This window comes from Roseobacter sp. HKCCD6576-2, from assembly GCF_013179285.1.
GTDB classification, from domain to species: Bacteria; Pseudomonadota; Alphaproteobacteria; order Rhodobacterales; family Rhodobacteraceae; genus Rhodophyticola; species Rhodophyticola oceani.
This window is the reverse complement of sequence record NZ_WVNW01000003.1, coordinates 289,014-308,541: the sequence shown is the minus strand read 5'-3', so window position 1 is coordinate 308,541 and position 19,528 is coordinate 289,014. Positions and strand designations below refer to the sequence as shown.

General features: G+C 59.8%; 22 protein-coding genes and 1 tRNA gene. 14 read left to right on the top strand and 9 right to left on the bottom strand.

Annotated elements, in window-relative coordinates; genetic code table 11:
* Positions 1 to 73 precede the first annotated feature (73 nt).
* From GTF44_RS14075 to GTF44_RS14060, 4 genes are all read right to left on the bottom strand, one after another.
* Positions 74 to 147, bottom strand: a tRNA-Gly gene (locus GTF44_RS14075).
* A 266-nt stretch (positions 148 to 413) separates the two neighbouring features.
* Complete coding sequence (locus GTF44_RS14070; RefSeq protein ID WP_171562084.1) at positions 414 to 1,079, bottom strand: SOS response-associated peptidase; 666 nt, start codon at positions 1,077 to 1,079, stop codon at positions 414 to 416.
* A 41-nt stretch (positions 1,080 to 1,120) separates the two neighbouring features.
* The gene (locus GTF44_RS14065; protein WP_171562088.1) at positions 1,121 to 1,285 is read right to left on the bottom strand and encodes a hypothetical protein; all 165 of its coding nucleotides are present in this window, start codon (positions 1,283 to 1,285) and stop codon (positions 1,121 to 1,123) included.
* A gap of 180 nt (positions 1,286 to 1,465) precedes the next feature.
* A complete protein-coding gene (locus GTF44_RS14060) occupies positions 1,466 to 3,076 on the bottom strand; it encodes a bifunctional UDP-sugar hydrolase/5'-nucleotidase (protein ID WP_171562089.1) in 1,611 nt (536 codons plus the stop codon).
* Between the two features lie 124 nt (positions 3,077 to 3,200).
* On the opposite strand from GTF44_RS14060, the gene GTF44_RS14055 reads away from it, so the two are divergent.
* Both GTF44_RS14055 and GTF44_RS14050 read left to right on the top strand, forming a co-directional pair.
* The gene (locus tag GTF44_RS14055) at positions 3,201 to 3,539 is read left to right on the top strand and encodes a DUF952 domain-containing protein (protein ID WP_171562194.1); all 339 of its coding nucleotides are present in this window, start codon (positions 3,201 to 3,203) and stop codon (positions 3,537 to 3,539) included.
* Positions 3,539 to 4,591 carry a quinone-dependent dihydroorotate dehydrogenase gene (locus tag GTF44_RS14050; protein WP_171562091.1) on the top strand — a complete coding sequence of 351 codons (1,053 nt, stop codon included), beginning with the start codon at positions 3,539 to 3,541 and terminating at the stop codon, positions 4,589 to 4,591. Before GTF44_RS14055 ends, GTF44_RS14050 begins: the two co-directional genes overlap by 1 nt.
* 59 nt (positions 4,592 to 4,650) lie before the next feature.
* Here the strand turns inward: GTF44_RS14050 and GTF44_RS14045 are convergent, their stop codons facing one another.
* Genes GTF44_RS14045 through GTF44_RS14035 form a run of 3 tightly spaced genes read right to left on the bottom strand, consistent with a single transcriptional unit; the run spans position 4,651 to position 6,930 of the window.
* Positions 4,651 to 5,976, bottom strand: coding sequence for an MATE family efflux transporter (locus GTF44_RS14045; protein ID WP_171562093.1), 1,326 nt, complete (start codon positions 5,974 to 5,976; stop codon positions 4,651 to 4,653).
* A gap of 1 nt (position 5,977) precedes the next feature.
* A complete protein-coding gene (locus GTF44_RS14040; protein ID WP_171562095.1) occupies positions 5,978 to 6,487 on the bottom strand; it encodes a PaaI family thioesterase in 510 nt (169 codons plus the stop codon).
* Positions 6,484 to 6,930: a PaaI family thioesterase gene (locus GTF44_RS14035; protein WP_171562097.1), complete on the bottom strand. Its 447-nt coding sequence runs from the start codon at positions 6,928 to 6,930 to the stop codon at positions 6,484 to 6,486. The genes GTF44_RS14040 and GTF44_RS14035 overlap by 4 nt, the downstream gene beginning before the upstream one ends.
* 149 nt (positions 6,931 to 7,079) lie before the next feature.
* On the opposite strand from GTF44_RS14035, the gene GTF44_RS14030 reads away from it, so the two are divergent.
* The 11 genes from GTF44_RS14030 to GTF44_RS13980 all read left to right on the top strand — a co-directional run bounded on the left by GTF44_RS14030 (position 7,080) and on the right by GTF44_RS13980 (position 16,893).
* Positions 7,080 to 7,451, top strand: a complete 372-nt coding sequence (locus tag GTF44_RS14030; protein WP_145216737.1) for a MerR family DNA-binding transcriptional regulator — start codon at positions 7,080 to 7,082, stop codon at positions 7,449 to 7,451.
* On the top strand, positions 7,448 to 7,954 hold the full coding sequence (locus GTF44_RS14025; RefSeq protein ID WP_171562099.1) for a hypothetical protein: 507 nt from the start codon (positions 7,448 to 7,450) through the stop codon (positions 7,952 to 7,954). The genes GTF44_RS14030 and GTF44_RS14025 overlap by 4 nt, the downstream gene beginning before the upstream one ends.
* Positions 7,955 to 8,157: 203 nt before the next feature.
* Positions 8,158 to 8,559: a MerR family DNA-binding transcriptional regulator gene (locus tag GTF44_RS14020; protein ID WP_145217629.1), complete on the top strand. Its 402-nt coding sequence runs from the start codon at positions 8,158 to 8,160 to the stop codon at positions 8,557 to 8,559.
* Between the two features lie 37 nt (positions 8,560 to 8,596).
* Complete coding sequence (locus GTF44_RS14015) at positions 8,597 to 10,375, top strand: acyl-CoA dehydrogenase C-terminal domain-containing protein (protein WP_171562101.1); 1,779 nt, start codon at positions 8,597 to 8,599, stop codon at positions 10,373 to 10,375.
* 23 nt (positions 10,376 to 10,398) lie between these two features.
* Entirely contained in the window at positions 10,399 to 10,611 is a 213-nt protein-coding gene (locus tag GTF44_RS14010; protein ID WP_171562102.1) for a hypothetical protein, read from the top strand.
* A 61-nt stretch (positions 10,612 to 10,672) separates the two neighbouring features.
* Complete coding sequence (locus tag GTF44_RS14005) at positions 10,673 to 11,302, top strand: glutathione S-transferase family protein (RefSeq protein ID WP_171562104.1); 630 nt, start codon at positions 10,673 to 10,675, stop codon at positions 11,300 to 11,302.
* Positions 11,303 to 11,381: 79 nt separating this feature from the next.
* Complete coding sequence (gene yidD / locus GTF44_RS22550; RefSeq protein ID WP_171562106.1) at positions 11,382 to 11,939, top strand: membrane protein insertion efficiency factor YidD; 558 nt, start codon at positions 11,382 to 11,384, stop codon at positions 11,937 to 11,939.
* Between the two features lie 111 nt (positions 11,940 to 12,050).
* Positions 12,051 to 13,262: an acetyl-CoA C-acetyltransferase gene (locus tag GTF44_RS13995; protein ID WP_171562108.1), complete on the top strand. Its 1,212-nt coding sequence runs from the start codon at positions 12,051 to 12,053 to the stop codon at positions 13,260 to 13,262.
* A gap of 27 nt (positions 13,263 to 13,289) precedes the next feature.
* The gene (locus GTF44_RS13990) at positions 13,290 to 13,721 is read left to right on the top strand and encodes a hypothetical protein (protein WP_171562110.1); all 432 of its coding nucleotides are present in this window, start codon (positions 13,290 to 13,292) and stop codon (positions 13,719 to 13,721) included.
* Positions 13,718 to 14,695 carry a hypothetical protein gene (locus GTF44_RS13985; protein ID WP_171562112.1) on the top strand — a complete coding sequence of 326 codons (978 nt, stop codon included), beginning with the start codon at positions 13,718 to 13,720 and terminating at the stop codon, positions 14,693 to 14,695. Before GTF44_RS13990 ends, GTF44_RS13985 begins: the two co-directional genes overlap by 4 nt.
* Positions 14,692 to 16,893 carry a 3-hydroxyacyl-CoA dehydrogenase NAD-binding domain-containing protein gene (locus tag GTF44_RS13980; protein ID WP_171562114.1) on the top strand — a complete coding sequence of 734 codons (2,202 nt, stop codon included), beginning with the start codon at positions 14,692 to 14,694 and terminating at the stop codon, positions 16,891 to 16,893. The genes GTF44_RS13985 and GTF44_RS13980 overlap by 4 nt, the downstream gene beginning before the upstream one ends.
* An 86-nt stretch (positions 16,894 to 16,979) precedes the next feature.
* Here the strand turns inward: GTF44_RS13980 and GTF44_RS13975 are convergent, their stop codons facing one another.
* Both GTF44_RS13975 and GTF44_RS13970 read right to left on the bottom strand, forming a co-directional pair.
* Positions 16,980 to 17,603, bottom strand: a complete 624-nt coding sequence (locus tag GTF44_RS13975; protein ID WP_171562116.1) for a LysE family translocator — start codon at positions 17,601 to 17,603, stop codon at positions 16,980 to 16,982.
* Positions 17,593 to 18,516 (bottom strand): DMT family transporter, encoded by a 924-nt coding sequence (locus GTF44_RS13970; RefSeq protein WP_171562119.1) that lies wholly within the window; start codon positions 18,514 to 18,516, stop codon positions 17,593 to 17,595. Before GTF44_RS13970 ends, GTF44_RS13975 begins: the two co-directional genes overlap by 11 nt.
* A gap of 99 nt (positions 18,517 to 18,615) precedes the next feature.
* On the opposite strand from GTF44_RS13970, the gene GTF44_RS13965 reads away from it, so the two are divergent.
* Complete coding sequence (locus tag GTF44_RS13965) at positions 18,616 to 19,521, top strand: LysR substrate-binding domain-containing protein (RefSeq protein WP_171562121.1); 906 nt, start codon at positions 18,616 to 18,618, stop codon at positions 19,519 to 19,521.
* Positions 19,522 to 19,528 lie beyond the last annotated feature (7 nt).

The following is a 19,528-nucleotide window of genomic DNA, read 5'->3' as shown; positions in this document are numbered from 1 at the left end:
CCCCCATGCCCGCGTGCCGTCGGGTCAAAGGCTCATACTGACAGTCTGCCGTATCATGTCAATTTTGAAGATTTGGAGCGGGCGACGGGAATCGAACCCGTATCATCAGCTTGGAAGGCTGAGGTCTTACCATTACACAACGCCCGCTTGGCGGCTTGTTGGATATTTCATGGGTATTTCGGGGTCAAGCATGATGTCATGCCGCGCCTTCACGCATCTGATGGGCGCACCATGATCTGACACGGCATACCTATGCGGCGCGATCAGATAGGCCGCCTTATTTCCGCCCTTTTTCGGAGGTATTGTCCCTCAGGCAGCAACAATAACAAACATAACGAGCAGGCTGCAGAAAATAATCCTCCCTGGACTGGATCGGGCCGCGCGTTTCTTGCGGCCCATTTTCTTGCGCGCCCTCAGGCGACCAGTGGCAAGATCAACTCGGGCCCATCCACCTTGTTGGAATTCACTTTCGGATCAACGCGGTGGGCCTGCAGACGCCCATCGGGCGCGGCGCGCATCAGCGGCGCGGCCCCTTTGCCAGCTTCGCCCAACCAAAGCGCCCAATGCTCCGGCGCAAGCGTCACAGGCTCTCGGTGATGGATTTTCGACATCGTAGGACCGGCGGCGCAAGTGACAATCGCGCAGGTCGTAAACCGATCATCCCCCTTCGCCCAACTTTGCCAAACGCCTGCAAAAACAATCGGTTGCGCGTTATCAGGTCGGATATACCACGGCAGCCGCTTGCCATCGGCATCCTTGGTCCATTCATAAAACCCGGTTGCGGGAATAAGGCAGCGGCGCTCTCGGCATGCCATGCGAAAGGCCGGTTTCTCCGCTATTGTTTCTGAACGCGCGTTAATCAGGAGCGGGCCATCGGTGGGCGATTTATACCAATGCGGCAGGAACCCCCATCGCATCGGGCGATAGCGCCGCGTGCCCTCTTCGGAGGTCACGACGGCCACATCTTGCGTCGGGCAGATATTGAAGCGATCGCCATCGGGAATGTCGTTTGACGGCACGGCCTCAAACAACCGCGCCATCGCATCCGCCGCCTCACTCAAAACAAAACGCCCGCACATGGGGCAGAGCCTAGTGCGGGCGCGAAACGGTTAAAAGCGGATTAAGCGCCGTAGACGGCTTTGTAAGCGATCTTTTCGGCGTCACCGCGGTAGATGTTCAAGTCCAGCGCGACATCCAGCGGCATCCGAGCGATCTCGGAGACGGTCCGGTTGTAGGCCGCACGTTTTGCGGCGGCGGTACGCAGGCGTGCAATTATCGAAGTCATTGTGCAGTCCTTTCTTGGCTGTGTGTTCGTGTTCGATGACCCCAATATGATAGCGCTAACGAGAACCACAATTGACAGTTTTCGATGGCCGCAATGCGATTTCTGCATAGCAGCATTTGGAACGAGAAAGGGCCGGCGCAAGACATCCTGCGCCGGCCCCCAAAATCGAAGATAGACCGTTTATTCCGCCGCGGAAATTCGGCCATCCGTGAACGGCATGTAAGGCGTGTTTTCGCCCAGATAGTCGGCCACAACCTGCTCCAGGCCAGGGCCGAAATCATAGGCATTCATGCCATTGGTTGCGAACATGGAATACCCATCGCCGCCACCGCGCATGTAGTTGTTGGACACAACGCCATAGATCGCCTCGGGGTCAATCGTCTCCCAACCGCCATCGATTTCGAGCTCGGCGGATACGATCCGGCTGCCCGGCTCGGCGGCCGCGTCCCAGACATAGCGCATGCCAGAGACTTGCGGGAACCGGCCCGCGCCGTCCTCAACCCGGCTGACCCCGTTTTCGAGCGCCGCGACAACATCTGCACCGCTGAGCTGGAAGGTCGCCAGTGTGTTCTGGAATGGCAGAACGGTGAAGACCTCACCCATGGTGATGTCGCCGCCATCGATCGACGCGCGCAACCCGCCACCATTCTGGATCGCGATCTGAATACCTTGGTCACGCACGCGCTCAAGCATCGCATCGGCCACCAGGTTCCCCATGGCGCATTCCCCGGCACGGCAGACCTCGCGCGAGCCTTCAATCGGTTCGGACGCGACCGAGACGACATCACTCATCGCCTCTTCGATGGGTCCGGCCAGTTCGGCGACGCGGGCAGCAATCTCGGCATCGGGTTCAACGCTGGCATCCAGCACCATCGTATCGCCGCCTGCATAGACGACATTGCCGTCATCATCGAAGGTCACTTCGAGATGGCCGAGATACTTCGAATAGGCATAGGCCTGCACGATCGGCACCAGCGTACCGTCGGGGTTCGTTGCGAAGGTCGGGTAAGGCCCGGCACGGTCTTCGTCGCTGGCCGAGAGATAGGTGTGCGAATGCCCGCCCACGATCACATCGATGCCAGAGACCGCCTCGGCAATGGCGATATCCACCGGCAGACCCACATGGGTCAGCGCGATGATCATGTTCACGCCCTGCTCGGTCAGTTCGTCCACATCGGCCTGTAGCGCATCCACCTCGTTTTGGAAGATAACGTTTGGCCCGGGGCTGGAGGTTTCCACCGTGTCGGTCGCCAGTGCAGAGACCACACCCACCTGCATGCCGTTCACGTCCAGGATCACGTAGTCGCCCACGCGGTCGTTCAGCAGATTCGACTGGCTCAAATCCAGGTTGCCCGAGATGACTGGGAAGTCCACGAGATCGAGAAAATCAGACAGACCCTGCGGACCATCATCAAACTCATGGTTGCCCACCGCCATGGCGTCAAAGCCGATGGCCATCATCATTTCGGCCTCAACTTCGCCCTTATAGGTCGTGTACATCAGGCTGCCCTGGAATTGGTCCCCCGCATCCAGAACAACGACATTCTCGCCCGCCGCCGTCAGCTCGTCGCGCAGCGTGTTGATCGCGGTGGCCACGCGGGCCACACCGCCGAAGCATTCGCCCGCCGCGTCATCTTCGGCGTTGCAGGTGCTGTCAAAGCGGTTGATCGGCTGAATCCGGCTGTGCAGGTCGTTGATATGCAGGATATGCAAGGTCGTCTCCGCCGCGGCAGGTGCGGCCACGCCCAAAGCGGCCAGCATCGCGGTAGAGCGAAGAATTTTCGCAATCATGGTGTATACTCCCAGGTGGTGTTGATCCGTCCAGATTGGCGGGCGGGCGCGGGCAAGTAAAGCCATTTGCGTGACGCGGTGACGACACTTGACGCCACGGCGCGAACCGGCCATCTCCGACCCCATGCAGATTTACAAGATATTGCGCGCCGAAGAATGGGCCGCGCTGACCGCCGCGGGTGAGACATCGGGCGCGCCGGTTGATGTGGCCGATGGATACATCCATTTCTCAACTGCCAGCCAAGCCGCCGAGACCGCAGCGAAGCATTTCGCAGGTGAGGACGGGTTGGTGCTGTTGGCCTATGACACCGACACACTTGGCCCGGCGATTAAATGGGAGGTGTCGCGCGGTGGCGCCCAATTCCCACATCTCTATGCACCGCTCCGCAAGGTCGACATGCTCTGGCACGCGCCATTGCCGCTTGAGGATGGGGTCCACATCTTCCCGGAAAGCATGATCTGATGCTGGAACGCGTGGGCCTCGCTCTGATGCATTGCATGGACCCTGAGCGTGCTCATGGTCTTGCGCTGAGCGCACTACGGACCGGCTTGGCTCCGCATCCAGGCCTCGTGACCTCGCCGCGCCTGCGCACGGAGTTTGCGGGTCTGGCGCTCCCCAATCCAATCGGCCTGGCCGCCGGATTCGACAAAAATGCCGAGGCCCTTGGCCCTCTGTCTAAATCTGGGTTCGGTTTTCTGGAAGTGGGCGCCGCCACGCCGCGCGCGCAACCCGGCAATCCGAAGCCACGCCTGTTCCGGCTGAGCGAAGATCGGGCCGCGATCAATCGGTTTGGTTTCAACAATGACGGGATGCAGGCGATCTCGGCGCGTCTCGCCACCCGCCCGCATACGGTTCCCGTTGGCCTCAATCTCGGGGCAAACAAAGACAGCGTCGATCGGGCCGCCGATTTTGCCACGGTGCTCAGCCATTGTGGCCCACATATCGACTTCGCGACGGTGAATGTTTCCTCGCCCAACACCGAAAAGCTCCGCGATTTGCAGGGCAAAGAGGCGCTCGCAGCGCTCCTGGACGGCGTCAGGCAGGCCAATGCCGTGTTGGAGACGCCGCGCCCGATCTTCCTGAAAATCGCCCCGGATCTGAATGACGCCGACCTGGCGGACGTGGCCGAGGTTGCAACCAAGGCCAGATTGGCGGGGATCATCGCGACCAATACGACGCTCGACCGGACCGGCCTCAAGAGCACTCATGCGGGCGAGGCAGGCGGCCTCTCTGGACAACCGCTTTTCGAGCGCTCGACCCGTGTCCTTGCCAAACTCTCAGAGCTCACCCAGGGCGAATTGCCCCTGATCGGGGTCGGCGGCGTGGCAAGTGCAGAACAGGCCTATGCCAAGATCAAGGCCGGAGCCTCAGCGGTGCAACTTTATACGGCGCTGGTCTATGGCGGGCTGAGCCTCGTCTCCCAAATCGCCCGCGACCTGGATCATCTCTTGGCGCAAGACGGTCATGAGAAGATCGCAGACGCCATCGGCACGGATCGCACGCCCTGGCTCTAGCGGGAGCCGTTTTCTGGACAGAAAACGGACCGGAATTTTCGCAATAATTCCGCCCGCTCTCAATCGACCGCCCGCTCCAGAGCGGGGTAACGCGCGCCCAGCGTGATCCCCCGAGCAGCGAAAAACACCAAGAGCGCCGCCCAGAGCCCGTGATTGCCAAAGGGCGGGATCAAGAGCCAGAGAGCGGCCAGATAGATCAGCCCCGACAGGATCATCATATTGCGCATATCCTGGCTCCGTGTGGCGCCGATGAATATCCCGTCCAGCATCCAGGACGCGCAACCGATCAGGGGCGCAGCCACCATCCAAGGCAGATAGATCCGCGCCTCGGCCCGCACATCCTCCGCGGTCGTCATCACATCGATGATCCAGCCGCCGATCAGCGCGAAACCAATCGCCATCGCGATACAAATCCCCAAGCCCCATTGGCTGGTCATCAGCGCGCTCCGCCGAAGGGCGCCGCGCGCCTTGGCGCCCATCGCCTGCCCAACCAACGCCTCGGCGGCGAAAGCGAACCCGTCCATCGCATAGGCCGTAATATACATGAACTGCATCAGGATCTGATTGGCGGCCAGAGGCACATCGCCAAAATCTGACCCGATGAACAGGAACGAGGTGAACCCGGCCATTAGGATCACCGAGCGGATCAGGATATCGGTATTGACCGCCGCCATATGCCAGAGCCGGGCCTTATCAAACACCCGCGCCCAATCGCGCCAAGCCGCGCCCTTGAAGCCACCCCGGCAGAGCCATATCCCAAGCGCGAACCCAGCCCATTCGGACAGGAAGGTGCCAAGCGCCACGCCCTGGACGCCCCATCCAAGGCCCAGAACAAAGAAAACGCTAAGCCCGATATTCAGGAGGTTCATGCCCAATTGCAGAACCAACATGCCCGTCGTGCGCTCTTGCGCGATCAACCATCCGGTCAGCCCGTAAATCGCAATTGCCGCCGGCGCGGAGAAGATCCGGATCGCCATATAGTCGCGCGCCAAACCCTCCACTTCGTCGCTGGCCGGGGCGATCTGAAACGCGGCCCAGAACACCGCCGCCTGGACTATGATCAGTGTCAGCCCCGCCACGCACGCGATGATCAGGACCCGGCTCAACAGCGCCGAGACCTCCGCCTGATCCCGCGCACCGATGGCTTGGCTCGTCAAACCGACCGTCCCCATGCGCAGGAAACCGAATACCAGATAAACGCTGCTCAGAATGATCGCGCCGATCCCCACCGCACCAATCGGCGCGGCTTGGCCCATCTGCCCCACAACGCCGGTGTCGACCGCGCCGAGGATCGGCACGGTGGCGTTGGACAAGACAACAGGCAGCGCGATTTTCAGAACTCGGCGATGGCTAAGGGGCTGGGCCGAGTCCTGCGTCGCCTCCATCCTATCCCGGGCGTGCAGGCATCAGGAAATGCCCGGTGGCTTGGGCAAAAAGCCGACTGCGATTGTCCTGCCAAGCCTCGACATGGACCGACGCATAGCGTCGCCCACTGCGGTTCACTCGGGCGCGTGCATACGCATCGCGCGGCAGGCCGGAGCGGAGATAATCCACCGTGAAATCAATGGTCTTCGGCAGGCGCGGCAGGGTCTCGGGGCGCAAATCTTCTGCTTCCAAGCGGCCATTTTCGATCTCGTCCCAAAGCATCTGGAAGCTCAACTCGATAATCGCCGCCGTTTCGAGGAACGAGGCGGTGGCGCCACCATGCAGCGCGGGCAAAAATGGATTGCCGATCAGCTTGTCATCGTAATTCAGCACCGCCGTCAGCTCATCGCCGCGCCGGTCGAATGTGATCCCCATGCTGCGGATATAGGGCACCCCATCAACCAAGGCGGAGAGCGCCGCATCACGCCGCTGTTTGATCAAATGCACGGGTTCCGGGCGGCGGCGGCTCATGGGCTAACCTCCGCGCCTTTGCCCTGTTCAATGGTGAATGCCCCCGTCGCCGAGGCGACTGGCCGCGTCTCATCCTCATCAAACGCCTGGGCCCGCACAAACGCTACGGATCGGGTCACATGATAGCATTCCGCCCGCGCCAAAATCCGCTGCCCCGGGGTGGCGGGCCGCATATAGTCGATTCTCAGATCAATCGTCGCCGTGCCAACCGGCGCGTCCGAATGGCTCATTACCGCGGCACCACCGCAGGTATCCATCAAGGCCGAAACCGCCCCGCCATGGATCACGCCGGTTTTCGGGTCGCCCACCAGCGCCTCAGAATAGGGCATCGAGATCACTGCGATCCCGTCGCCGATTGTGTCCAGATGCATCTGCAGCGCTTTCGAAAACGGGATCGCTTCGATGAATTGCCGCGCAATCCGCGCCTTATCGTTCGGCGTCATGTCCCACCCTCTTCGTCCTTGGCCAGCGGCACGCCAGCCGCACCACCATCCCGATCCACGCCATCGCGCGCAAGGGGCAACATCGCTTTGCATTCGCCCCGCGCCTCATGCAAAAGTGACGTTACGTCCCGACAAGCCAGGGAAGAGCCATGACAGCGGAAAGATTGGATTTCAAACAGATGTGTGCGCGGTTCGATGTGACCCCGCGCACCTTGCGCCATTACGAATATATCGAACTTCTGGCGCCCGAACGCGAAGGCCGCGCGCGGTTCTATGGCGCGCGCGAAGTGGCCCGGATGACGCTGATTCTTCGCGGCCGCCGCTTTGGCTTCAGTCTTGAAGAAATCCGACAGTGGCTGGAACTCTATGACGCCGACCCCGAAGGCGTGTTGCAACGTGATGCCTGGCTTGCCATGGCCGATCGGCAATTGGACGAGCTGGCGCAACGCCGCCAGGAACTCGATGAGATCATCGTCGAATTGCAAGCACTGCGCGATACGACGGCGGCGAGCGGAACGTGAGGGCCTGGGCGCTCTTGCTTGCGCTCATCGCTGGCCCCGCAGCCTGGGCAGATGCCCCCCTGCCCCCACCGGAACCCTATTTCTTCATCACCGACAGCCGGGTGCATGTCACCGGCAACCTGAACCGCGACGTGGTGATGATTGAACCCACCAGCGGCATTGATGATCGATGGGAAATCCCCGGCTGGCGCCGGAATGTGCACCCGTCGGGCGATGGGCGCTATGTGCTGATCGGCAATCCAGGTTTGAACCTGCTCTCCTACTCCGGTGATCCAGACATCACTGTGATCGAGATTTGGGCCGCACCCGGTGAGTTGATCGGCACCGTGCCGTTGGACAGCCTGATGAATCCAGACGACTTGCAGCCGACCACATCGCACTATCTTTGGATCGCCGGGTACCAGTGGGAGGGCACTGGATGGCGCTTTTTGACGCCCGATGGACAGTTCTGGTTTCTCACACCCGATCCGCTCCGCCTGCGCCGCGCGGGGGCGGGAAGGTAAGGAATCCCTTACCTATAAGGGATTTTGCAGAGGTGGTTGACTTTGCAAATATTACTCCTGACCCCACGTTATCTTTCCTGACCTTTCGTCAACACTAAAGTGACGCAACGTTTCATTTACGTCAACGTAAGCCATTCTTGTAGAACGACCTTCAGACCGGCACATCTGAGGCAGAATCGATGTTTGACGCTGTGAGTGACATGATGACAAATGAAACCATGACCATCCGCGAGATGTGCGACACCTTCGAGGTGACGCCGCGCACCTTGCGGTTTTACGAATCCAAAGAACTGCTGTTTCCGATCCGCGAGGGGCAAAAACGCCTCTTCACCCGGCGCGACCGGGCGCGGCTGAAACTGATCCTGCGAGGCAAGCGTTTTGGCTTCTCTCTGGAAGAAATCCGCCAGCTTCTCGACCTCTACTATGCCGGTGATCAGCAAGCCACGCAGTTGAGCCGCACGCTGGATGTGGCCGGTGACCGCCTGGCCGATATGGAACGCCAACGCGCCGAGTTGGACCTCGCCATCGACGATCTGAAATCGCAGATCGGCCTTGTCCAAGACATGCTGACCAATGTGACGACCACAAAAGACGCCGCCGAATAAGCCGCGACGACAGGACCGCTCGGGAGGAGCCCTTACGATGCCAAGCTACACTGCCCCCACGAAAGACATGCAATTCATCCTGCATGAGGTGTTGGATGTCTCCGGCCAGGATGTGCCGGGCTATGACGAGATGGAACGCGACTTCACGCAGGCTGTCCTCGACGAGGCGGGCAAAATCGCCAGCGAGGTCCTGACCCCGCTGAACGTAGTGGGCGATACCGAGGGCTGCACCATGGAAAACGGCGTGGTGCGCACCCCGACTGGCTTCAAAGAGGCCTTTGAGCAGATGAAAGAGGGCGGCTGGCCCGGGCTCGACATGCCCGAGCAATATGGCGGGCAGAACATGCCTTATGTGATCGGCACCGCCGTGGGCGAGATGTTCTCGGCCGCGAACCAGGCGTTCACCATGTATCAGGGCCTGACCCATGGCGCGGCGAGCGCAATCCTGGCCCATGGCACGGAGCAGCAGAAAGACACCTATCTGCCGAAAATGGTGGCCTGCGACTGGACCGGCACGATGAACCTGACGGAGCCGCATTGCGGCACCGATCTGGGCCTGATGCGGACCAAAGCCGAGCCGCAGGACGATAGCAGCTACAAGATCACCGGGCAGAAGATTTTCATCTCGTCGGGCGAACATGACATGGCCGACAACATCATCCATCTGGTGCTGGGCAAGATTGTCGGTGGACCCGAAGGGATCAAAGGCGTCTCCCTCTTCATCGTCCCGAAGTTCCTGGTGAATGAAGATGGCAGCCTGGGCACGCGCAATGGTGTCGCCTGCGGCAAGATCGAAGAGAAAATGGGCATCCACGGCAACTCCACCTGTGTGATGAACTATGACGAGGCGACCGGCTATCTCTTGGGCGACGAGCACAAAGGGATGCGGGCGATGTTCACCATGATGAACGAAGCGCGTTTGGGTGTTGGCATGCAAGGTCTGGCACAAGCCGAAGCGGCCTACCAAAATGCGCTCTTCTACGCCAAAGACCGGTTGCAGGGCCGCGATGTAACGGGGCCGAAAAACCCCGATGGCCCAGCCGACCCGCTGATCGTGCATCCCGATATCCGCCGCAACCTGATGGAGCAGAAAAGCTTCACCGAGGCTGGCCGCGCCTTCCTGCTTTGGGGCTCCACCCTGATCGATCAGGCGCATCGTGCAAAAGACGCTGATGCGGATGGGTTGATCTCGCTGATGACGCCGGTGATCAAAGGGTTCCTGACCGACAAGGGTTATGACATGACCGTGCAGGCACAGCAGGTCTATGGCGGTCACGGCTATATCGAAGAATGGGGCATGTCGCAGTTCACGCGCGATGCCCGGATCGCGATGATCTACGAAGGTGCCAATGGCGTCCAAGCGCTGGATCTGGTCGGTCGGAAACTGGCGCAAGATGGCGGCAAACACGTCATGGCCTTCTTCGAGCTGGTCAAGACCTTCATCAAAGAGAATGAAGGCAATGAAGCGCTGAATGCGGATTTCCTCGGGCCACTCAAGGCCGCGTCGAAAGACCTGCAGGCCGCGGGGATGTATTTCATGCAAGAAGGCATGAAGAACCCCAACAACGCGCTCTCCGGTTCTTATGATTTCATGCATCTCTTTGGCCATGTCTGCTTGGGCCTGATGTGGGCCCGGATGGCCAAGGCCTCGCTGGAAGCTCTTGAAACCGGCACCTCGGACCCAGATTTCTATGAGACGAAACTGGCCACAGGGCGCTTCTACATGGCGCGCCAATTGCCGATGACCGCAACCCACCTGGCCCGGATTCAAACCGGCGGTGAGACGGTCATGGCGCTGGACGCCGCCAATTTCTGAGGTCTCGACCGGAAGGACAGCACATGCCCAAACGACTCCGCCTGACCCGCCGCCCCAATCTCGCGATGAGCGAGGATGGGTTTCGCAAGCTGCGGGCACTCTCGACCGAGGCGGGATTGGATGAGGGTGAGTTCCTGTCCTTCCTGTTCGAAAACTGGAACAGTGTGATCACTGAAGAGAACCTGACCGCACGGCTTCGCCTTTTTAACTCGGAGTTGGAAGAGCGAAAACGGTGACAGCATCCCCGGTTTTACCGGGTCAAACATAAGATGGCCCGGCGCGGGGAGGCGCACGGATATGACACATAAACTCTACTGCTTCGCCGAAAGTGGAAACGCCTATAAGGCCGCGCTCGCGCTGGAACTTTCAGGCCTCGAATGGGAGCCGGTTTTCGTTGATTTCTTCAAAGGCGAGACGCGCACGCCCGAGTTCCGCGCGCTCAACCCTATGGGCGAAGTGCCGGTGCTTGATGCTGAGGGCACAACCTTGAGCCAATCGGGTGTGATCTTGGACTATATCAGCTCCAAGACCGGCAAACTGGGCGGCAGCAACGCACAAGAGCGGCGCGATATCTTGCGGTGGATGTTTTTCGACAACCACAAACTGTCCGGCGTGGCAGGCACACTCCGGTTCAACATGAATTTCCTCCCCGAGGAAAAGCGCAATGCCGATGTCAACGGCTTTCTGGCGATGCGGCTGGCCTCGGCTCTGAAAGTGCTCAACGCCGCCCTCGACAACCGCAACTGGCTTGTCGGCGACGGTCTGACCATCGCCGACATCTCCTGCGTCGGATATCTCTTCTACCCCGAAGCCTTTACCTTCGAGCGGGCCAGTTACCCGAATATCGACCGCTGGCTGACCAACATCGCCGCCACACCCGGCTGGCAACATCCTTATGACCTCATGCAGCGGGCCTATACACCATGACAACTAGAGGAAATCCCCCATTGGCGGTCGGCTCCGACTTGTGCCAAGCCTCTGACAAACAAAGACAAGAGGCACTCTTATGGTCAGTCAGCTCGCGCTCGGTGCAATCTGGGGATATCAACGGTTTCTCTCGCCGCACAAAGGCTTCCGATGTGCGCATTCGGTTCTGCATGGCGGAACGGGTTGTTCGGGCTTTGCAAAATACGCCATCCGTGATCACGGGGTCTGGCTTGCGATCCCGTATATCCTGCAACGGTTCCGCGATTGCAAAGAGGCCTCGCTCACATTGCGGGCGGCATGCCCTGCGCATTCCAGCGCGCCAAATGGTGAAGAAACGCCGCGACAGCGCAGGCAACGGCTCCGTCGCAACGGGGATGAGGTTGCGCCCGAAGGGGCCTGTACCGATAGATGCGGCGTCGGTTGCTGCGCCTTGCCGAGCTTTTGCGCCCCCGGATTTGCAAACGGACAGACAGCGGCCAGCTCCGACACAGAGGCAACGTCTGGCACAAACGACAATCCGAACGACGCCGATAGCGCGTGTGCTACCGCAGACGAGGCCTGCGGTGCCTGCTCATGCAGCAGGATCAATGTCGAGGGCTGCGATTTCGGATGCGGCTGCCTGCCCTGCTTCGACTGATTCCCGGCACAATCCGGTTTTGCTGACGGGCCGCGCATCTTGCGCGCCCGTTTTCTTTTTCTCGCCTTCCGCCTACCGCACTCGGCGGGCCAAGTTCACTGGAGTAATCTCATGACCGATGCCTATATCTACGACGCGATCCGCACCCCCCGTGGCAAAGGCCGCAAGGATGGAGCCCTGCACGAAGTGACTGCCGCGCGGCTTTCGGCCCATACGCTGAACGCCTTGAAAGAGCGCAACGGGCTTGATGGGCATGCGGTCGAAGATGTGATCTGGGGCAATGTCACCCAAGTCGGCGAACAAGGCGGATGCTTGGCCCGCACGGCAGTTCTGGCATCGGACCTGGATGAACGTATCCCCGGCCTTGCGATCAACCGGTTCTGCGCCTCGGGTCTGGAAGCGGTCAACCTGGCCGCCAATCAGGTGCGTGGCGGCGGCGGGGACGCCTATATCGCCGGTGGCGTCGAGATGATGGGCCGTGTCGCTATGGGGTCTGATGGGGCCGCCATCGCCGTCGACCCCTCTATCGCCATGGACACCTATTTCGTGCCGCAAGGCATATCTGCCGATATCATCGCCACCGAATACGGGTTCTCCCGCGACGACGCGGATGAGCTGGCGATGCATTCTCAGGCCCGTGCCAAAGCCGCCTGGGACGACAATCGTTTTGCCAAATCCATCGTGCCGGTGACGGATCGCAATGGGCTGACCATCCTCGACAACGATGAATACATGCGCCCTGGCACCGATATGCAAACCCTCGGCGGGTTGAAACCGGCCTTCAAGGAAATGGGCGAAACCATGCCCGGCTTCGATGCAGTCGCGCTGATGAAATACCCTCATCTGGAGGCGATCAACCACATCCACCACGCGGGCAACTCCTCGGGCATTGTCGATGGCTCCGCCGCGCTTTTGATCGGCAACAAAGCCTTTGGCGAGGCCAATGGCCTGAAACCCCGCGCGCGCATCCGCGCCACCTGCAAAATCGGCACCGACCCGACGATCATGCTGACGGGCCCCGTGCCCGCGACGCAGAAGATTCTCGAAGATAGCGGCATGTCGATCTCGGATATCGACCTCTTCGAGGTGAACGAGGCGTTCTCCTCGGTTGTGCTGCGTTTCATGCAGGCGTTTGACGTCGATCATGAGAAGGTGAACGTGAATGGCGGTGCGATCGCCATGGGTCACCCGCTTGGTGCCACGGGCGCGATGATCATCGGCACGCTGCTTGATGAGCTGGAGCGCAGCGGCAAAGGCACCGGTCTGGCAACGCTTTGCGTCGCGTCCGGCATGGGGGCCGCCACGATCATCGAACGCGTATAAACCGGCTGGCGAGGGAAACCCCAACCGATGCCCGCATCCGCGCTCGATATCTATCAGGAGTATCTCGACCTCACGGGCGAGGCACTCCTGGCGCGCGATGCGGACACCTTCCTCGCCCGTATCTTCCTGCCGCATCTGTTGATCACAGAGACGCAGACCTTCCACATGGAAGATGATGAAACGATCCGCCATCATTTCTTCGGCTTTGCCAACGCGCTAGCCAGTCAGGATGTCGATGCGTATGTCCGCATCGGGCGGGAGGCTCAGTTTGACGATGCCACCCATCTGCACGGGACGCATGACAGCTTCTTGACGTCCCGTGGCAAACTGGTCGTGCCCAGATTCTCCAATGAGACCGCACTTGAACGGCGCGGTGGCATCTGGGGCTCCACCAAAACCCGGCATTTCACGGCTTATGTCTCCTGGCCAGATATCCTACCGCGGGGTGATGTCTCATGACCACGCCGACGACACCTCCCCGCAGCGGGCAGATGCAGGACCCGTCGAAAATCTACCAAGTGTGGCTCGACGAAACCTCGGCGCTGCTCCTAGACGGCGAAACCGAGCGTTTCGTCGATCAGGTCGCGCTGCCATTCGTGATGCGTACAACCGCGGATGAAACCGTGTTCGAAACCCGCGAAGACTTGATCGGCGACATGATCACCGTGACCCAAAACCTAAAGAACCAACAGGTCACCCATTACATCCGCCTGGTAAATAAAGCACGCTATATCAATCACTTGGTGATTGAGGGGTGGCATACAACATATATGCTGCGGGACGCAATTGCGGTCGTGCCGCCCTATGGCAGCCGGATGATCCTGCGTCTGGAAGATAATGCCTGGTATCTCGCTGAGGCGGAACATGAATTGAGCAACCGGAGATTCCCGGTGGATGTTGTCCGCTCGGCGCCTGGCGCGTTTCAGGACAAATGGGCGGAGCCGATGTCTGACATACGTGCTACGCAGGCCCGGGCCGAACCAGTCTACCAAGCGTTCCTAGATGCTCTCAGTGAGACGGTCCACGATCAGGATTTCGACCGCTGGTGCAGCTATTTCACGATACCGCATAATGTGCACTACGACTCGGTCGATCATCTGGTGAACACACCCGAGGATGTTCGACCGTTCTTCGATCTGCTCTGCAAAAAAATGCTCTGCTACGGCGCCGACCGCCTGACACGACGCGCCGATTATGCCGAGTTCATCTCGGGCGATCGCATCTATGGCTACCACCAAACCACGATGACCAAAGACGGTGATCCCGTCTTTGGCCCCGTTAAGAGCCGCATGATCCTCTGTCTGGCCGACGGCCGCTGGAAATGCAGTGAAGTCACCAATTCCTTGTCGAATAAGGGTTTTCCGGGGCCTGAGTTTCAGCCCTCTGGCGCCCTTCCGACAATGCGCGAAATTCAGGAAAGGATGAAGAAATGACCGATTTCACGATGGAGACCGGCCCCGACGGCGTCGCCGTCATCACCTGGGACGTGAAGGAGAAATCCATGAACGTCCTCACCCGTGAGGCATTTGAAGCTGTCGAGGGCCTGATTGATCAAGCGCTGGCAGATGACGCGGTGAAAGGCGTGGTTATCACCTCCGGCAAGGAAACCTTTGCGGGCGGCATGGATCTGAACACGCTCGCCAAGATCCGAGAGGAATCCGGCGACGCCCCCGCCAAAGGGCTGTTCGACTTTACGATGAACGGCCATCGCATCCTGCGCCGTCTCGAGCGCGCCGGGATGGACCCGAAGACCAACAAGGGCGGCAAACCCGTCGCCTGCGCCATCACCGGCACCTGCATGGGGATCGGGACAGAAATCGCGCTGGCCTGTCATCGTCGTTTCATGGCCGACAATCCGAAGGCCAAAATCGGCCTGCCGGAAATCCTGGTCGGCATCTTCCCCGGCGGCGGCGGCACCACCCGCTATTCGCGGATGGTCGGGGCCATGGCGGCCGCACCGGTCCTCTTGGAAGGCCGGACCCTCGACCCGGCCAAAGCGAAATCGGCGCAACTGATCGATGAGGTCGTGCCTGCCGATCAACTGCTTGAAAAAGCAAAGGAATGGGTACTTTCGGCAGGCGATGCGGATATCGTCAAACCCTGGGATCAGAAGGGCTGGAAAATGCCCGGCGGCGCGCCCTACCACCCGGCGGGCTTCATGACCTTTGTTGGCGCCTCGGCCATGATCAACGGCAAGACCAAAGGCGTTTATCCGGCGGCGAAGGCGCTCCTTTCCGCAGTTTATGAGGGCGCCCTGGTGCCCTTCGATACCGCGCTCCAGATCGAGGCACGCTGGTTCACCTCTGTCTTGATGAACCCCTCTTCCTCCGCCATGATCCGCAGCCTCTTCATCAACAAAGAAGCGTTGGAGAAAGGCGCGAACCGCCCGGCGGTTGAGGACCAACGTGTGAAGAAAGTCGGCATCCTCGGCGCCGGTATGATGGGCGCGGGCATTGCCTATGTCTCGGCCAATGCGGGGATCGAGGTCGTGCTGATCGACAATGCGCAAGAGGCCGCCGAGAAGGGCAAATCGTACTCGGAAAGTATCCTCGACAAAGGCATGGCCCGTAAGAAGGTCACTCAAGAGAAGAAAGATCAGGTGTTGGGCCGCATCACACCCACCACCGATTACGCGCTGCTCGACGGTTGCGACCTGATCGTGGAGGCGGTGTTCGAGGATATGGGCGTCAAAGCCGAGGTAACAAAGAAAACCGAGGCCGTGATCCCCGAAACCGCGATCTTCGCCACCAACACCTCCACCTTGCCGATCACCGAACTGGCCAAAGCCTCGGAGCGACCGGAGCAGTTCATCGGTATCCACTTCTTCTCGCCTGTCGACAAGATGATGCTGGTGGAGATCATCAAGGGTAAGGAGACTGGTGATGTGGCCGTGGCCAAGGCGCTCGATTTCGTGCGCCAGATCCGCAAGACGCCAATCGTGGTCAATGACGCGCGGTTCTTCTACGCCAATCGCTGCATCATCCCTTACATCAACGAGGGCATCCGCATGGTCAAAGAGGGTGTCGCGCCAGCTTTGATCGAGAATGCCGCGAAACTGGTCGGTATGCCGCTTGGGCCGCTGCAACTCACCGATGAGACCTCGATCGATCTTGGCGTGAAAATCGCCAAGGCGACCAAGGCCGCGATGGGTGACGCCTATGACGATGCGTCTGACGAGGTGATCTTCTGGATGGCCGACGAAGGGCGCTTGGGCCGCAAGTCCAATTCCGGCTTCTACGCCTATGATGACAAAGGCAAACGTCTCGGCCTTTGGGAAGGTCTCGGCGAGAAATTCCCGGTCGCCGAGACGCAGCCTGAACTGGTCGAAGTCCAGCATCGCTTGCTCTTTGCCCAGGTTCTGGAAGCCGTGCGTGCCTTGGAGGAAGGCGTCCTCGAAGACATCCGTGAAGGCGATGTAGGCGCGATCCTGGGGTGGGGTTTCGCGCCATGGTCGGGCGGCCCGTTCTCCTGGCTCGACATCCTCGGCACCCCCTATGCCGCCGACCGTTGCGACCAGTTGACGGAGGCCTATGGCGACCGGTTCACGACGCCTGGCCTACTCCGCGAGATGGCCGATAAAGGCCAGAGCTTCTATGGGCGGTTCGGCCCGGAAGCAAAGTCAGCGGCGTGAGCTATCGGCGGGCGCTCCACCAGAGCGCCCGCTAGTCCGCTTTGCGGACTCTGCTCCCCTTCGGAGGCGGTCGGTGAATCGCTGGTTTATCGCGTCGCCGCCATCCAGACGCTGCCGCCCAAAAGGAAGGAACCTCCGGCGTATCCCATCGACTTTCGGGCGCGTAGACTTGTCAGCTTGCGTCGGGCCTGCATCGCCAAGAGAGCGTACCCTATCAGAACGACAAACACGACGACGCTAGACGTCAGCATCAGGATTAGGAATTGAGGCGTCATGGGCAGGGCCGGGTTCATGAACTGAGCCAGGAACGCAATGTAAAACATGATGGCCTTCGGGTTGAGGACCCCGGTTAGAAAGCCTGCCCTCATGCTGGCGGAGCGAAATCCGGTGAACGATTGCAGGGCCAAATCCTCTTCACGAAGTCGACGTGCAACTTTGATCTGCCCGTATCCCAGCCATGCCATATAGGCCACGCCCGCCCATTTGAGCAGAAAGAAAGCTTCGCTCGATGCTGCCAGAAGGACGCCGAGACCGACATAGGAGACCGTCATGACGACTATGCCACCAAACACATCTCCCAGTATACAGAATGTTGCCGCACCCAAACCACGCGAAAGGGACTGACCCAGTACCATGAAAACGCTCGGGCCAGGGATAAGTGAGATAATCGTATAGGCAGCGATGTAAGCCAGCCAGGTTTCAATGCTCATTCTTAGCTCCACTCCGCCGTCGTCGCCCGCCCATACCAGATGGCATGGCGAAAATACCCGCCCCGAGAATAACGAATATCCCAATCAAAGCGATGGTGCCCGGTAACTCGCTGAAGAATAGCGCCCCCCAGAGCAGGCTGAACACCAGATAGCTGTAATCGAACGCGGCGACCGTGGTTGGTGGCCCGTTCTGATAGGCATAGGCTGCACCCACACTTCCGATCAGGATCAGGGCGGCAAGTGCAGCGACGGTTGCGAACAGTGTCAGATCAACGGGTTGCCACGGACCAAGGACGACCGATCCTTCACGTCCAGAAAAAACACCGAGGGCTGCGCCAGCGACAATGAAGGTCATATTCAGAGCCAGGGCCAATACGAAAGGACTTTCTACTTGGCACTTTGCAGACGTCAGCACCATCGCGCAGGCGTAAAGAAAGGCGGCGATGACAGGCAGCAAGGTCGCGATCTCGAAGCCTGATGTGTCGGGCCTGATAATCATCAACACCCCGAGAAAACCACAGAAAATGGCAAAGATCGCGCGACCTGTTGGCCAGCGGCGCGCGGTCACGGCAGATAGCGCGACGATAAACAGCGGCCCGGTGTAGTAGGCCGCCGCCGCTAAAGACAGCGGCATAAGCGGCAAAGAAGCATAGTAACTCAGCCACATGACGACCAGAAGCACGCCGCGGATCATGATCCAAAACGGCGCATGCAGGGCGATCAATCCCTGCCGGCGTGCCAGCCACCACAAGGCAGGCAAGACCAGGGCGGAGCGCAAAATGTACATCTGCCAGAGCGGCAATGAGAGGCCCGTTGCCTTTATGACAGCATCCCCGAGCGACAAAGCGGCGACGGAGGCAACAATCGCCAATATCGCGCGTTGCGTCTGGTGCTTTTGAGCCGGGCTCGCCATTTTCGTCACACCTATGCGACATGCTTCGATACCCCATGAAAATCATGTATCATCCAAAATAAAAAAGGAGTTTCCCGAGAATTTGCATGAGTTTTTTTCATGGATGATACAAACCGCAAGTTGCCACCGCTGTCTCGTTTGAAGCCATTTGAAGCTGCGGCGCGTCATGAGAGCTTTTCTCTGGCCGCCATCGAGCTTGGTCTGACACAGACGGCGATAAGCAAGCAGATCCAGCTTCTGGAAAAGGAAATGGGAATACTCCTGTTTGAACGCCGGAACAGAGCGGTGTTCCTGACGGACGCGGGCAGACGACTGGGACGAGCCGTTGCGGACGCGCTCTCGGACGTGGCGGCTGAGATTGCGCTGCTTCAAGGCGAAAAGCGATCGAGCGAGTTAGTGCTTCACTGCCAGCTTTGCGAGGCGTTCTATTGGCTCATGCCGCGCCTGGCTCGCTTCCACGAACAGAACCCCGGAGTTGAACTGCGCGTGGTGAGTTCCCTCAAGCCGTTGACGGAAACACCAGAGGGCTTCGATCTGGCCATACAAACTTCAGGCCGTGCGTCCGGTTCGGCACGGCTGGCTTTTACGGCAGCGGACGACATTTTCCCGGTTTGCGCGCCAACGCTCGTATCCGATCAGGTTCTTCCGCTTAAGCCAGATGATCTGCCGGCGTTCCCTCTCCTGTCACACTCTGTCGTTCCGCAGGACTGGATGGAATGGCAACACTGGTTCGAAGGTATCGGTGAGCGGCTTCCAAGACGTTCTCGCCTTGTGCCGTTCGACAGCTATCCCCTAGCATTGCAGGCCGCCGTCGCAGGCCAGGGTGTTGCGCTTGGATGGAAGCGCACAACCGAAGGCTTGATCGCTGAGGGCAAACTGATCAGGCCATGTGAGCAAGTCCTGGAGCGACCGACAGAGATATCAGTGTTTCGCGGTGCGGGCCGAAATCTACACCCTAAGGCGGAACAGCTTCTTGCATGGTTAGCCAAGGAGTTGGCCGGATAGCAGACAT